We start from the raw sequence: 13815 nt of genomic DNA, 5'->3' as shown, positions 1-13815 counted from the left end.
GTTCAACATAGCTCCAACCCCCTTGAGCCGCGGCGCGGGCCCCGGGGGGCCGGGGCGGCCGGCGCGGCGGGGGCGGGCGCGGCGGCCGGAGCAGCAGCGGGCGCGGGGGCAGCGGCAGGGGTCGGCGTGGGGCCGGCCTGGGTCGCGGCCTGGGTCACTGGGGTCACCTCGGAACCGGGCTTGTAGTCGGCGAAAAAGTCCCACCAGGCTCGGTCGACCGAGTTCGGGTCCTGGAGGTACTGCTGGTAGATCTCATCGACGAGCCACTCATTGGGACCGAAGCCAGTGGAGCTAGCCGAGCTGTTGGGGGTTTCTTGGGACTGTGGCGACACGGCGGCAACCGCCCTCTTCCGCTTCCTTTTGGGATGTTTGGACAGCGGGGATTAAGGCTACGCCCCTGACCAGTGATCGCGCAGTCCCCGGGGGGCAGGCGTCGTCCAGATCACAGTCCTGACCTGCAGATTGGCCGAAAATGTGCGTTAGAAACGCGCATCTGAGGGGAACCGACCAGGCCCGATCGCCCCGCAAATCGGGATGAAAACGGACAAAGGCCAGGTCGAATCTTCGAACGATCTTCGTGTACGTCTGTGTCGGATCTGTGACACAAACCCCACTGCGCACCCTCGGGAGCCCTTCGGGACCTCCCTTGGGGGATCGCACGAGACGATCATGCGGGCCGGCCGCCGCGGGTCAGCGCGGGCCGGGCAGCCGGACCTCGATCCGGCAGCCGCGCGGGGACTCCGCGACCGCGATCCGCCCGCCGTGCAGGTCCACCGCCCAGCGGGCGATGGCCAGGCCGAGGCCGGTGCCGCCGTCGGAGCCCGGCCCCTGGGCGGTGGCCGTGCCGCTGCGGCTGAACCGCTCGAACACCCGGTTGCGGTCGGCCGGCGGGATGCCGGGCCCTTCGTCCTCGACCTCCAGCAGCAGGCCGCCGGGCTCGCCGTCGGGCCGTGCGCGCACCGTCACGGTGCCGCCGGGCGGGGAGTGCTTGCAGGCGTTGTCGACCAGGTTGGCGACCACCTGGTGGAGGCGTTCCGGGTCCGCGACGCCGGTCAGGCCGGCCGGGCTGACCTCCAGCGCGAGCCGGACGTCCCCGCGCCGGGAGAAGGCCCCGCCCGCCGTCGCGCCGTCCACGGTGACGCCGCGCAGCACGCCGTCGAGGAACTCGCGCACTTCGAAGGGGCGGGCGTCGAGGTCGACCACGCCGTCGTCGATCTTGGAGAGGTCGAGCAGGTGGGTGACCAGGCGGCCGAGCCGCTCGGTCTGCTCCAGGGCGGCTCCGAGGGTCGCCGGGTTGGGCTGCACCACGCCGTCCACCACGTTCTCCAGCACGGCGCGCAGCGCGGCGATGGGCGTGCGCAGCTCGTGCGAGACGTTGGCGACCAGTTCGCGCCGGTGGCGGTCGGCGGCCTCCAGGTCGGCGGCCATCTGGTTGAAGGTGGCGGCCAGCTCGCCGATCTCGTCGCGCGAGCTCACCTCGACCCGGCGGCTGTAGTCGCCGGAGGCCATCGCGCGGGCGGCCGCGGTCATCTCGCGCAGCGGGGCGGTGAGCCCGTGCGCGAGGAACTGCATGAAGAGCAGCGACGCGATCATCGAGAAGATCATGATGATGCGGATCTGCGTCTCGGACTTCATCGCCACGACGACCATGCCGCTGGCGAGGAAGACGGAGACGATCACGAGCAGCGCGAGCTTGCCCTTGATCGACCGGACGGGGTCGAGCGGCCGGATGTCGGCCCAGACCCGGCGGGCGGCGCGGGCGGCGAGGGTCTGCGACCGGGTGCCGGCGGCGTCGCCGTTGCGTTGCTGTGGAAAGGTCATTGGTCCCTGTGGTCCCCCGCATGGGTACGGCGGTTCGGGACACGGGCCCCCCGGAGGCCCGATGCCCGAGGCGCCGCTAGGAGAGCGGGGCCTCCAGCGCGTAGCCGACACCGTGGACGGTGCGGATCCAGCTGGCGCCGATCTTCCGGCGCAGCGCCTTGACGTGGCTGTCGACGGTGCGGGTGCCGGACGCGTCGGTCCAGTCCCACACCTCGGCCAGCAGCTGCTCGCGGGTGAGCACGGCGCGCGGCTGGGCGGCCAGGCAGGCGAGCAGGTCGAACTCGGTCGGCGTCAGGTGGACGTCGCCCGAGGCGAGCCGCACCCGGCGCTGCACGTGGTCGATCTCCAGCTCGCCGAAGCGCAGCGAGCCGAGCGCGGGCGTGCGGGCGGCCTGCTGGGCGCGCTCGACGCGGCGCAGCAGCACGTTGACCCGGGCGGCCAGTTCGCGCATGGAGAAGGGCTTGGTCATGTAGTCGTCGGCACCGACGCCGAGGCCGACCAGCAGGTCCGTCTCGTCGTCGCGCGCGGTCAGCATCAGCACCGGCACCGGTCGCTGGGCCTGGATCCGGCGGCACACTTCGAGGCCGTCGAATCCGGGCAGCATGATGTCGAGGACGACCAGGTCCGGCTGCCAGGTGTGGAAGCCGTCGACCGCGCCGGGGCCGTCGTGGGCCACGGCGACCTTGAAGCCCTCCGCGCCCAGCCGGGCCGCGATCGACTCCGCGATCGTGGGCTCGTCCTCCACCACCAGCACTCTGCGCTGGCTGCTCACCGTGCCGCCGCTGTTGCTGTTGTCCTGCTGAATTTCTGTCACGGTCACGCCACCGCCCCCAGGGCTGCGGGCCGGCCACCTGTGGGGATGGCGGGGCTCCGCTTCGTAGTCTTGTTCCGTCGTGGACTGTGTGCCGGGTCCGCCGTCCCGTCGCGTGCGCGGATCGGAGGGCGGAGGTCGGCCACCCGCTTCTCCCGCGCACTTCGCAGCGTACGGACAGCGGCTGCCTCCCGGCAGGTGGACCGGACGTTTCCGGCCCGTTGGGCCGGTTCCGGCCCGCTCTCGGACCCACTCACGAGTGGGCACGGGCCGATACCTTACCCGGCGTTTTTTCACTGCGTAACGGTACGTATGCAGTCGAGTTGACGCCAAGTCGCCGGTCAGGGCCGTTACTGACGGGTCAAACGGAAGTAGGTCTGGACCAATGCCGGAATCCGGCCGGTCGGCCGGTTCCCCGGTCTTCACGGGCTTTTCTCAGCTGGTTCTCAGAACCTCGACGTAACGTGATCACGACAACGCCCCGCGGGAGGGATTGCGGGCGCGCGCCGGTACGTTGGTTCCCCCGGGCGGGAGCCGGGGACCGGTTGCTGCGGGCGTGGAGCGGAGGCGGCATGGCTGGACTGCGGCGCGGTGGCGGACCGGCGGGACCGCGCCCGGGGCCGTGCCCGCCGTGGGCCGGACCGCCGTACGGGATGCTCCGGCTCGGGCTGCGCACCGGGGTGGCCGAGTGGCTGCTGGCCCGGGTGCCGACGCCCCGGCGCAACCCTTTCGCCCTCGGATATCTCGCCGTGGTGGGCGCCACCACGACCTTTGCCGAACTCGCGGATCCGGATCTCGTCCTGCGGCTGCAGGAGGCCTCCAGTTCGGACGGCCACAATCTTTTGCACCACCCTTTGCGGGCGCTGCTGCTCAGTGGTTTCTGGGTGGCCGGCTCGGTGTGGATGCCGTACCTCTGGGGATTCGCCTTCACCGTCGCGCCGCTGGAGCGCCGGGTCGGTTCCCGGCGGGCGGCGGCGGTCTTCGCGATCGGGCACGTGACGGCCACGCTGCTGTCCCAGGCGGTGGTGATCACCGCCGTGGAGACCGGGCACCTGGAGTCCGCGGCGATGGACTACCTGGACATCGGGGTCAGCTACGGCGTGCTGGTCAGTCTCGGCGCGCTCGCCGGGCTGCTCTCCTGGCGCGGGCGGCTGCTGGCGCTGGGCGGCGCGGCGGCGCTGATCGCCGAGCAGATCGTCACCGAGAACGACCTGGTCACCGCGGTGGGCCACCCGGTGGCGGTGCTGACCGGCGTGGCGCTGTGGCGCTGGCTGCGCCACGGCCCCCGGCGCGGGCCGCGCCCGCTGCGCGCGGAGCTTCCGGAGGCCGGTCCCGGGCCGGCCGCGGCCGCCGGCGGCGCCCCGGTCTTGGACGTCCGTTAACTCGTTCGGGGGTTTTTGACGACCTTCCCGCCGCCTCCGCCTGGACCCCTTTTCCGTTCGCTCACGGCGAACAAAGCTCGGGGAACATCCGGCGCCCCCGAAGCCTTAGTCAGGTCGACTCAAGTTCGCTGACTGGGGAGAGATCATGGCATCGACGTCCGCACCGCTCACCCTGCCCGTGCTGCCGCTCGACGACGAGGTCGTCCTGCCGGGCATGGTCGTCCCGCTGGACCTGAAGGACACCGAGGTGCGCGCCGCGGTGGAGGCCGCCCGCGCGGCGGCCGGCGGCGCCGACAAGCCGCAGGTCCTGCTGGTCCCCCGGGTGGACGGCTCGTACGCGGCGGTCGGCACGCTGGCCGCCGTCGAGCAGGTCGGCCGGCTGGCCGACGGCCCCCACGCGATCGGGCAGCCGGCGGCGCTGGTGCGCGCCGTGCGGCGGGTCCGGATCGGGGCCGGCACCACCGGCCCCGGCGCCGCCCTCTGGGTCGAGACCACGCCGTTCCGGGAGTCCTCGGTCGGCATGCCGGTGGCCGGCCGGGCCGCCGAGCTGGTCAAGGAGTACAAGGCGCTGTCCACCCAGTGGCTGCGCAGGCGCGGCGCCTGGCAGATCGTCGACCGGGTGGACCGGATCGAGGGCGTCGGCGAGCTCGCCGACAACATCGGCTACGCGCCCTTCGCCACCGCCGAGCAGAAGCTCAAGGTGCTGCTGGAGGCCGACCAGGTCGCCCGCCTGGAGTACGCGCTGGCGCTACTGCGCGACCACCTCGCCGAGGAGGAGGTCAACGACACGATCCGCAAGGACGTCGAGGAGGGCGTGGCCAAGCAGCAGAAGGAGTTCCTGCTCCGCCGCCAGCTGGAGGCCGTCCGCAAGGAGCTGGCCGAGCTCAACGGCGACCCGGCCGACGAGGAGGGCGACTACCGTGCCCGCGTCGAGGCGGCCGACCTGCCCGCGGGCGTCCGCGAGGCCGCGCTGAAGGAGGTCGACAAGCTGGAGCGCGCGTCCGACCAGTCGCCCGAGGGCTCGTGGATCCGCACCTGGCTGGACACCGTCCTGGAGCTGCCGTGGAACGAGCGCACCGAGGACGCGTACGACATCACCGGCGCCCGCGCGGTGCTGGACGCCGACCACGCCGGCCTCGGCGACGTGAAGGACCGCATCGTCGAGTACCTCGCGGTGCGCAAGCGCCGTTCCGAGCAGGGGCTCGGGCTGGTCGGCGGCCGCCGGGGAGGCGCGGTGCTGGCCCTGGTCGGGCCGCCCGGCGTCGGCAAGACCTCGCTCGGGGAGTCGGTGGCCCGCGCGATGGGCCGCACGTTCGTCCGGGTCGCGCTCGGCGGCGTCCGGGACGAGGCCGAGATCCGCGGCCACCGGCGCACCTACGTCGGCGCGCTGCCCGGCCGCCTGGTGCGGGCGATCAAGGAGGCCGGCTCGATGAACCCGGTCGTCCTGCTCGACGAGATCGACAAGGTCGGCTCCGACTACCGGGGGGACCCGGCCGCCGCCCTGCTGGAGGTGCTGGACCCGGCGCAGAACCACACCTTCAGGGACCACTACCTGGAGGTCGAGCTCGACCTCTCCGACGTCGTCTTCCTCGCCACCGCCAACGTGCTGGAGGCCATCCCCGAGCCGCTGCTCGACCGGATGGAGCTCGTCCGGCTCGACGGCTACACCGAGGACGAGAAGGTCGTCATCGCCCGCGACCACCTGCTCCCGCGCCAGCTGGAGCGGGCCGGGCTCGGCAGCGGACAGGTCGGCGTCGAGGAGGCGGCGCTGCGCAGGCTCGCCGGGGAGTACACCCGGGAGGCCGGCGTGCGGAACCTGGAGCGCTCGATCGCCCGGGTGCTGCGCAAGATCGCCGCGCAGGCCGAGCTCGGCGAGCGCGAGCTGCCCGCCGTGATCGGCGCGGACGACCTGCGCGCCCTGATCGGCCGCCCGCACCACGTGCCGGAGGCCGCCCAGGAGCCGGCCGAGCGGCGCACCGCCGTCCCCGGCGTGGCGACCGGCCTCGCGGTCACCGGCGCCGGCGGCGACGTCCTCTACATCGAGGCCTCGCTCGCCGACGCCGAGACGGGCGGCACCGGGCTGACCCTGACCGGGCAGCTGGGCGACGTCATGAAGGAGTCCGCGCACATCGCGCTCTCCTTCCTGCGCTCGCGCGGCGCCGAGCTGGAGCTGCCGGTCACCTCGCTGCGTGACCGCGGCGTGCACCTGCACGTCCCGGCCGGGGCCGTCCCCAAGGACGGGCCGAGCGCCGGCATCACCATGACCACCGCGCTCGCCTCGCTGCTCTCCGGCCGCAAGGTGCGCACGGACGTGGCGATGACGGGCGAGGTGTCGCTGACCGGACGGGTGCTGCCGATCGGCGGGGTGAAGCAGAAGCTGCTCGCCGCCGACCGGGCCGGGATCACCACGGTGATCATCCCCAAGCGCAACGAGGCCGATCTGGACGACGTCCCGGCCGAGGTGCTGGAGCGGCTCACCGTGCACCCGGTGGCGGACGTCCGCGAGGTGCTCAAGCTGGCCCTGGAGCCGGCCGAGGTGCTCGTCGCCGCCGCCTGACGCAGGAGACCAGGGCCCGGGGGGGGGGGGGCGGCGGGCCCCGCCCCCCCCCCCCCCCCCCCGGGCCCCTGCCCGCAGGGTGAGACGGTCTTGTGAGACGGGTCGTCAGTAAGGGAGGCTGGCCGGGTGAATCGCCACGCGCACCTGAGCCGTCGACTGGACGTCGACCTCGCCCGCGCGTGCTCGGCGATCTGTCACCGCGTCCGTTGAGCGCGGTGTTCCACCCGACGCCCCCGCCGGGAACCCCCACCGGGTGGCCGCACCGCCATGCGCCCACGCCTGCCCGCTCACCCGATGGGACACCCTCCATGCGCTTCGCGCTGCCCTCCCGCGTCGCCGCCGCCCTCGCGGCCGCGGCCCTGCTCGCCCTCGCGGTCCCGGCCCGTGCCGCCACGCCGTTCGGACCGCTGCCGCCGCACAACCCGTACGCGGGCCCCGACGGCACCGCCACCATGCACGGCGACACCGGCTCCTCGGACACCACCCGGCTGCCCGGGCCGCCGGCCGGCCCGCTCACCTCGCACCGCACGGCCCTGCAGTCCGCCTGCCCGACCGTGCTGGTCGGCTACGACGGCTTCCCGGTCGCGCTCTGCACCACGATCCTCGGGCGCACCCCGACCGTCCACCTGCTGGACCCGGACGACGGCGAGTCCCTCGCCGAACTCCCGCTCGCCAAGGGCTCGTTGCTCGGCGGCGTGTACGCCTACCTGGACGACCGGGACCGCCTGGTCGCCGTCGACGGCCACGGCGACCTGCTGCGGATCGGCCACCACCGCAGCGCCGACGGCGACTGGGAGCTCACGGTGGACAGCCGCCTCCCGCTGGCCGGCGCCGTCCCGGCCGGCGACGCCGTCGTCGGCATCTCGCCGGACTGGCAGGGCCGGGTCTGGTTCGCCACCGGCGGCGGGGTCGTCGGCACCGCGGACGAGCGCACCGGCGCCGTCCGCGGCCTCGCCCTCCCCGCCGGGGAACGGATCGCCAACTCGATCTCCACCGCCCCCGCCGGCACCCTCGTCGCCACCACCCACGCCACCTACCTGCTCACCGCCGGAGCCGACGGCACCCCGCGGACCGCCGGGCGCCAGGCGTACGACCGCGGGCCAGGCCGCAAGCCCGGCCAGCTCAGCTGGGGCACCGGCTCCACCCCGACCTTCTTCGGCCCGCGCACCGGCACCGACTACACGACCATCGTCGACAACGCCGCGCCGACCGTGCACCTGCTGGTCTACCGCACCTCCGACGGCTCGCCGGTCTGCTCGGTGCCGGTGCTCAGGGCCGGCGGCAGCGGCAGCGAGAACTCCCCGATCGGCGCCGGGAACAGCGTCTTCATCAGCAGCACCAACGGCTACCCGTACCCCGCGCTGCCCGCCGAGGCCGGGCCGAGCGTGCCCGCCTCCGCCGACTTCCGCGGCGGCTTCAGCCGGGTCGACGTGCGGCCCGACGGCTCCGGCTGCGACCTGGTCTGGGACACCACCGTGCGCTCCGCCGCCGTCCCGCGGCTCTCCACCGGCGACGGGCTGATCCACACCGTCCTGCGCAAGCCGCTGATCCCCGGCAGCACCGCCACGACGGTCCTCGACCCCTATTACTACGCCGAGATCGACCCGGCCACCGGCGCCGTCGGGCGCACCCGGTTCCTGGGGGCCGGCTTCCTCTTCGACACGCTCCAGATGGTGGGCTCGATCGCCCCCGGCGGAGTGGTCTACCAGGGCACGACCACCGGCGTCCTGAGGATTTCCGCCGAGTGACGAGGGGGACGGCGGACCGCGTGCGAGACTGCGAGGATGCCGTCCCCCACTCAGCGCGTCCTGGCCCGGGTGCCGGCGAGGCTGCGCCCGTTCCTGGTGCGCCACCGCAGGCTGGTGAAGTTCCTGCTGGTCGGCGGCGGCTGCTTCGCGCTCACCACGGTGATCGACTTCGAGCTGAAGTTCACCGTCCTGGAGCACAAGCCGGTGGTCGCGCTGACCATCGCGACCGTGATCGCCACCGTCGTCTCCTACGTGCTGAACCGCCGCTGGGCCTTCCGGGCCCAGGGGCAGCGGCGCGAGGCGGTGCTGTTCTTCCTGGTCAGCGCGGTGGCGATCGCCGTCAACGACGTGCCGCTGGCGGTCTCGCGGTACGTCCTGGACCTGCGCGAGCCCTACGTCGGCCCGTTCGCCCAGGAGGTCGCGGACTTCCTCAGCGGCATGATCGTCGGCACCTTCGTGGCGATGCTCTTCCGGTTCTGGGCGATGCAGCGCTGGGTGTTCACCCGCCTCGCCGAGCCCGTCGCCACCGGGACGCAGCCGCCCCTCGAACCCGGTTACGCTGCACACGAGACGTCCCGGGAGGTGCCCGGGACGCGGTGAGGCCGGGTGACCGCCAGCCAGGGAGCGGGGTGGGCACATGCGTGAGCCGGACGGAGTCCGGAGCGGACCCGCCAGCCAGCAGGGCATGCGCCGGGCCAACCTGGCGCTGGTGCTCGGCGTGATCGCACGGGCCCCGCGCTCCCGCGCCGAAGTGGCCGCGGAGACCGGACTCACCCGGGCGGCGGTCTCATCGCTCGCCGAGGAGCTGATCGCCGGCGGCCTGGTCGTCGAGGAGGGCCCGGCCGCGCCGAGCGGCAAGGTCGGCCGGCCCGGCACCGCGCTCGGCCTCAACCCGCACGGGCCCGGCGGCCTCGGCGCCGAGATCGGCGTCGAGCACCTCGGGGCCTGCGTCGTCGACCTGCGCGGCGAGGTCGTCTCCTGGCGCCGTCAGGAGATCCGCAACCGGGGCCGCACGCCCGCCGCCGTCATGGCCGACCTCGCCGAACTGCTGCGCCGCGCCGTCGCCGAGGCGGGCCTGCGCCCGGCCGCGCTCGCGCTCGCCGTGCCCGGATTGGTCGGCACCGCCGGCGGGGTGCTCCAGCGGGCCGCCAACCTCGGCTGGCAGGAAGTGCCGCTCGCCGCCGAACTGCGCCTGGCCCTGCGCGCGGCCGGCTCGGAGGACCTGGCGGAGCTCGCGATCGACGCGGACAACGAGGCCAACCTGGGCGGGCTCGCCGAACTCTGGCTGGGCGGCGGCCCGGACCACTTCCTGCACGTGTCGGCCGAGGCCGGTGTCGGCGCGGCGATCGTGATCGGCGGGCGGCTGCTGCGCGGCGCGCGCGGCTACGCGGGCGAGCTCGGCCATGTGCCGGTCCGCCCGGACGGGCCGCGCTGCGCGTGCGGCGCGCACGGCTGCCTGGAGCAGTACGCGGGGGAGACGGCGGTGCTGCGCGCGGCGGGGCTGGAGGGCATCCGCGGCGACTGGGTGGCCCTGCTCGCCGAGCGCGCCGAGGCCGGGGACGAGGAGGTGCGCGCCGCGCTGGCCGGGGCCGGGGCGGCGCTGGGCATCGCGGCCTCCGGCGCGGTCAACCTGCTGGACCCCGCCGAGGTGGTGCTGGGCGGCGGGTACGCCCAGCTGGCGCCCTGGCTGCTGCCGTCGATGCGGGCCGAGATGGGCGCCCGGGTGACCGTCCGCCCGTGGTCGGACGACCGGCTCACGGTCTCCCGGCTCGGGCGGCGCGGGCCGCTGCTGGGCGCCGCCGTCGGGGTGGTGCGCGCCGTCGTGGCCGACCCCGGCCGGCTGGCGGGCGCCTGAGACGGCCGTGCCCCCGGCCACGGGGGCCGGGGGCACGGGATCCTTCCGCAGGGCGGGGCTCAGGCCTCCTGGACCAGCTCCCGGCCGCCCGAGCGCGGGCCGCGCACGACGGCGAGCAGGGCGACCGCCACGCCGAGGACCGCCCACACGACGAGCACGAGGAGCGGCATCGCCATGTTGGTCGAGCCGAAGTAGGCGATCGACTTGGTCGCGGCGGTGCCGGCGCCGTTCGGGATCCACGAGCCGATCGCGCGCCAGAACGGCGGCATCATCGGCGCCGGGTAGACCCCGCCCGCGCTCGGGTTGCCGAGCACCACGAAGATCAGCACCGCGATGCCGATGCCGATGATGTCGAACAGGCACTGCAGCGCCATGGTGAACGCGCCGACCGTGAACACCACCAGGGCGCCCACCGCCGACAGGCTCGGGATCGAGCCGGGCAGCGCGTCCAGGACCGGACCGGCGATCAGGGTGCCGAAGACGCCGGCCGCGATCGAGTACAGCGCCATCGCGCCGAGCCGGATCAGCAGGCGGTGGACGTTGGCCGGCTTGGAGCCGGCGCTGATGCCGAGGATCGAGGCGACCAGGTAGCCGCCGACGCACCAGCCGATGACCAGGTAGAAGGCGGAGAGGCCGTTGGTGTCGCCCTTGGCCAGCGGGACGACGTCCTCGACCTTGACGGTGCGGCCCTGGGTCTTCTCCAGCGCGGTCGTGATGCTCTCGGCGGCCTTGGCGGCCGAGGTGCCGCGGGCGCCGCCGGTCAGCAGGGTGTCCTCGGTGCCGGCCGGGTTGAAGACCAGCGCGGCGTAGATCTTCTGGTCCTTGATCCGCGCGGTGGCGGTCTCGGCGTCCGGTGCCGTGACCGGCTTCACGGCGTCGTTCGGCACCGACTCCAGCGCGCCGACCAGCTTGGGCGCGACCTGCGGCGGGGCGACCACCGCGATCGACAGGTTGTGCGGGGCCGGCTTGTGCAGCGCCCCGACGTACGACGTGATGAAGCCGAGTTGGAGCAGCAGTACGGCGATCACCATCAGCGCTGCGCGCGGGGTGACCGCTCCCTTCAGTTCGGCGACGAAACCCTGCCCCGGGGCGGCCATCCACATCTCCTTGGTATCGGGGGAAACCTGCGGTTTCGGGGGGAAACCCATGTTTCGAGGGAAACCTGCGATTCGAGCGGAATCAGATACTACGAGAACCGATACTTCATACCATGAAGTAGTTGGCTTGTCGCACCGCACGCGCCGCGTTCCGGCCACCGCCGCTGCGGGATACTGGCGCGGTGAGTGCGGAGAGTGGCGAGCGGGTGCCGGGCGGGCGAACACTGGACGAGGGCGCGCTGCTGGCGGTGGACCGCGAGGTCGCGCTGATGTTCCGGCGCGGCCGGGCGAGGGTCGCCGAGCTGTCCCGCCGGGTGCACCCGGAGCTGGAGGGCATGGCGTACAGCATGCTCGGCTACATCGAGCAGGCCGGGCGGGTGCGGGTGACCGACGTCGGCGTGTACTTCGCGGTCGGCAAGGCCACCGTGAGCCGGCAGATCAGGGCGCTGGAGGAGCTGGGCCTGGTCGCCCGGGTGGCGGACCCGCTGGACCGGCGGGCCTCGTTCGTCTCGCTGACCGAGGACGGGCGGCGGCGCTACCTCGCGGCCAGGGACGTCCGGATGCGGCGGGTCCGCGAGGTGATGGGCGGCTGGTCCCAGGAGGACGTGGTCCGCTTCGCCGAGCTGCTGCACCGCTTCAACGACGTGTTCGGCGAGCCCGCGGGGGAGTGACCGCAGGGGGTCGCGCGGGTGGGGTCGCCGGGGGTCGAGGGAGGGGTCGTCGGGGGTCGCACGGGAGGGGCTGCCCGGGGGCGCGCGGGTGGGGCCCGGCTTTACTTTGCCTTGAAGAAAGTTGCCCTAAGCAACCATCTGCTCGTATGGTTGCCTAAGTCAACGATTTCTAAGGACCGGGATGACCGTGACCACCGAGGCCGCGACCGGCGCAGCCGCCGCCGTCGACGACCGACCCATGACCCACCGACAGGTGATGGAGGCGCTGTCCGGCCTGCTGCTCGGCCTCTTCGTGGCCGTGCTCTCGTCGACCGTCGTCTCCAACGCCCTGCCGCACATCCTCACCGACCTCCACGGCGGCCAGTCCGCCTACACCTGGGTGATCACCGCAGCGCTGCTCACCCTCACCGCCTCCACCCCGATCTGGGGCAAGCTCTCCGACCTCGCCAGCAAGAAGGTGCTGCTGCAGATCGCCCTGCTGATCTACATCGCCACCTCCGCCCTGGCCGGCCTCTCCCAGAACACCGGCGAACTCATCGCCTGCCGCGCCCTCCAGGGCATCGGCGCCGGCGGTGTCGTCGCGCTCGGCCAGATCTGCCTGGCCGCGATGGTCCCGCCGCGCGAGCGCGGGCGCTACAGCGGCTACTTCGGCGCGGTGTTCGCCCTCGCCACCATCGGCGGCCCGCTCATCGGCGGCGTCATCGTCGACACCTCGTGGCTCGGCTGGCGCTGGTGCTTCTACGTCGGCATCCCGTTCGCGATCGCCGCGATCCTGGTGGTCCAGCGCACCCTCAAGCTGCCGGTGGCCAGGCGCAAGCCGAAGATCGACTACCTCGGCGCGCTGACCATCACCGGCGCCGTCAGCCTGCTGATGGTCTGGATCACGCTGGCCGGCAAGAACTACGCGTGGCTGTCCTGGCAGACCGCGGCCATGGTCGGCGGCGGCCTGCTGCTGGGCGCGCTCGCCGTCGTCATCGAGCGCCGCGCCGCCGAGCCGATCATCCCGCCGGACCTCTTCCGCTACCGCACCGTCGCCCTGGCCGCGCTCGCGAGCGTGCTGGTCGGCGTTGGCATGTACGGCGCGACCACCTTCCTCAGCCAGTACTTCCAGCTGGCCCGCGCCAAGTCCCCGACGATGGCCGGCCTGATGACCCTGCCGATGATCCTCGGCCTGGCGCTCTCCTCGACCGTCGCCGGCCGGCTGATCACCAAGTACGGCCGCTGGAAGGCCTACCTGGTCTCCGGCACGGCGCTGCTCGCGATCGGCTTCGGCCTGCTCGGCACCATGCGGACCGACACCAGCTACGTGCTGCTCTCCGTCTACATGGCGATCACCGGCATCGGGCTCGGCCTCACCATGCAGAACCTGGTGCTCGCGGTGCAGAACACGGTGCCCCGCAACGAACTCGGCGCGGCCAGCTCGGTCGTCACGTTCTTCCGCACCATGGGCGGCGCGATGGGCGTCTCCGCGCTCGGCGCGCTGATGAACAACAAGGTCGGCCACTACCTCGCCGAGAACCTGGCCGCCGCGCACATCCCGGCCGGGCACGCGGCCTCCGACGGCGGCATCCCGGACCTGCACAAGCTGCCGGCCCCGATCCTGCCGCTGGTGACGGACGCATTCGGGCACGGCGTCGGCACGGTGTTCCTGTGGGCCGCGCCGTTCGCGCTGGCCTCCTTCGTCACGGTGCTGTTCATCCGGGAGACGGCGCTGCGGACCACGCAGCAGAACTGACGCCTCCGGTACGCGGGCACGGAAACGGGGGGGGGGGGGGGGGGGGCCCGCGCCCCCCCCGGGGGGGGGGGCGGGGGGGGCCCCGGCGGGGCGGGCCCCCCCCCCGCGGACCCGAACCCGCCGCCCGCGAGCCCCCCC

At 73.6% G+C, this 13815-nt stretch carries 10 protein-coding genes and 1 pseudogene; 7 read left to right on the top strand and 4 right to left on the bottom strand.

Annotation, left to right across the window (positions count from 1 at the left end):
- Positions 1 to 35: 35 nt before the first annotated feature.
- From ACFV4F_RS38050 to ACFV4F_RS38040, 3 genes and pseudogenes are all read right to left on the bottom strand, one after another.
- Positions 36 to 332, bottom strand: a pseudogene (locus ACFV4F_RS38050) (hypothetical protein); the annotation flags it as partial.
- A 358-nt stretch (positions 333 to 690) separates the two neighbouring features.
- Positions 691 to 1821: a sensor histidine kinase gene (locus ACFV4F_RS38045; protein ID WP_380438574.1), complete on the bottom strand. Its 1131-nt coding sequence runs from the start codon at positions 1819 to 1821 to the stop codon at positions 691 to 693.
- Between the two features lie 76 nt (positions 1822 to 1897).
- Positions 1898 to 2635, bottom strand: coding sequence for a response regulator transcription factor (locus ACFV4F_RS38040; RefSeq protein ID WP_326846781.1), 738 nt, complete (start codon positions 2633 to 2635; stop codon positions 1898 to 1900).
- Between the two features lie 569 nt (positions 2636 to 3204).
- Between ACFV4F_RS38040 and ACFV4F_RS38035 the strand changes: the two genes are divergently transcribed.
- The 5 genes from ACFV4F_RS38035 to ACFV4F_RS38015 all read left to right on the top strand — a co-directional run bounded on the left by ACFV4F_RS38035 (position 3205) and on the right by ACFV4F_RS38015 (position 10174).
- Complete coding sequence (locus tag ACFV4F_RS38035; protein WP_380509707.1) at positions 3205 to 4014, top strand: rhomboid-like protein; 810 nt, start codon at positions 3205 to 3207, stop codon at positions 4012 to 4014.
- Between the two features lie 145 nt (positions 4015 to 4159).
- Positions 4160 to 6571, top strand: coding sequence for an endopeptidase La (lon, locus tag ACFV4F_RS38030; protein ID WP_380438577.1), 2412 nt, complete (start codon positions 4160 to 4162; stop codon positions 6569 to 6571).
- A 308-nt stretch (positions 6572 to 6879) separates the two neighbouring features.
- Positions 6880 to 8319: a hypothetical protein gene (locus ACFV4F_RS38025; RefSeq protein ID WP_380509704.1), complete on the top strand. Its 1440-nt coding sequence runs from the start codon at positions 6880 to 6882 to the stop codon at positions 8317 to 8319.
- Positions 8320 to 8355: 36 nt separating this feature from the next.
- Positions 8356 to 8919, top strand: a complete 564-nt coding sequence (locus tag ACFV4F_RS38020) for a GtrA family protein (RefSeq protein ID WP_380509701.1) — start codon at positions 8356 to 8358, stop codon at positions 8917 to 8919.
- Between the two features lie 37 nt (positions 8920 to 8956).
- On the top strand, positions 8957 to 10174 hold the full coding sequence (locus ACFV4F_RS38015) for an ROK family protein (RefSeq protein ID WP_380438583.1): 1218 nt from the start codon (positions 8957 to 8959) through the stop codon (positions 10172 to 10174).
- A gap of 59 nt (positions 10175 to 10233) precedes the next feature.
- Here the strand turns inward: ACFV4F_RS38015 and ACFV4F_RS38010 are convergent, their stop codons facing one another.
- Complete coding sequence (locus tag ACFV4F_RS38010) at positions 10234 to 11271, bottom strand: ABC transporter permease (RefSeq protein ID WP_380509698.1); 1038 nt, start codon at positions 11269 to 11271, stop codon at positions 10234 to 10236.
- A 182-nt stretch (positions 11272 to 11453) separates the two neighbouring features.
- Here ACFV4F_RS38010 and ACFV4F_RS38005 point away from each other — a divergent pair, with 182 nt between their 5' ends.
- Together ACFV4F_RS38005 and ACFV4F_RS38000 are read left to right on the top strand one after the other, a co-directional pair.
- Positions 11454 to 11942 (top strand): MarR family winged helix-turn-helix transcriptional regulator, encoded by a 489-nt coding sequence (locus ACFV4F_RS38005; RefSeq protein WP_380438587.1) that lies wholly within the window; start codon positions 11454 to 11456, stop codon positions 11940 to 11942.
- A gap of 181 nt (positions 11943 to 12123) precedes the next feature.
- Positions 12124 to 13677, top strand: coding sequence for an MDR family MFS transporter (locus ACFV4F_RS38000; protein WP_380509695.1), 1554 nt, complete (start codon positions 12124 to 12126; stop codon positions 13675 to 13677).
- The last annotated feature ends 138 nt before the right edge of the window (positions 13678 to 13815 follow it).

The sequence above is a fragment of the Kitasatospora sp. NPDC059722 genome (assembly GCF_042733235.1).
GTDB lineage: Bacteria > Actinomycetota > Actinomycetes > Streptomycetales > Streptomycetaceae > Kitasatospora.
This window is presented reverse-complemented; position numbering and strand designations above follow the sequence as displayed.

Bases quoted from the DNA above. Each gene is read 5' to 3' on its own strand.
- ACFV4F_RS38045 (WP_380438574.1), bottom strand. From the start codon at position 1,821: ATGACCTTTCCACAGCAACGCAACGGCGACGCCGCCGGCACCCGGTCG.
- ACFV4F_RS38035 (WP_380509707.1), top strand. From the start codon at position 3,205: ATGGCTGGACTGCGGCGCGGTGGCGGACCGGCGGGACCGCGCCCGGGG.
- lon (WP_380438577.1), top strand. From the start codon at position 4,160: ATGGCATCGACGTCCGCACCGCTCACCCTGCCCGTGCTGCCGCTCGAC.
- ACFV4F_RS38025 (WP_380509704.1), top strand. From the start codon at position 6,880: ATGCGCTTCGCGCTGCCCTCCCGCGTCGCCGCCGCCCTCGCGGCCGCG.
- ACFV4F_RS38020 (WP_380509701.1), top strand. From the start codon at position 8,356: ATGCCGTCCCCCACTCAGCGCGTCCTGGCCCGGGTGCCGGCGAGGCTG.
- ACFV4F_RS38015 (WP_380438583.1), top strand. From the start codon at position 8,957: ATGCGTGAGCCGGACGGAGTCCGGAGCGGACCCGCCAGCCAGCAGGGC.
- ACFV4F_RS38010 (WP_380509698.1), bottom strand. From the start codon at position 11,271: ATGGCCGCCCCGGGGCAGGGTTTCGTCGCCGAACTGAAGGGAGCGGTC.
- ACFV4F_RS38000 (WP_380509695.1), top strand. From the start codon at position 12,124: ATGACCGTGACCACCGAGGCCGCGACCGGCGCAGCCGCCGCCGTCGAC.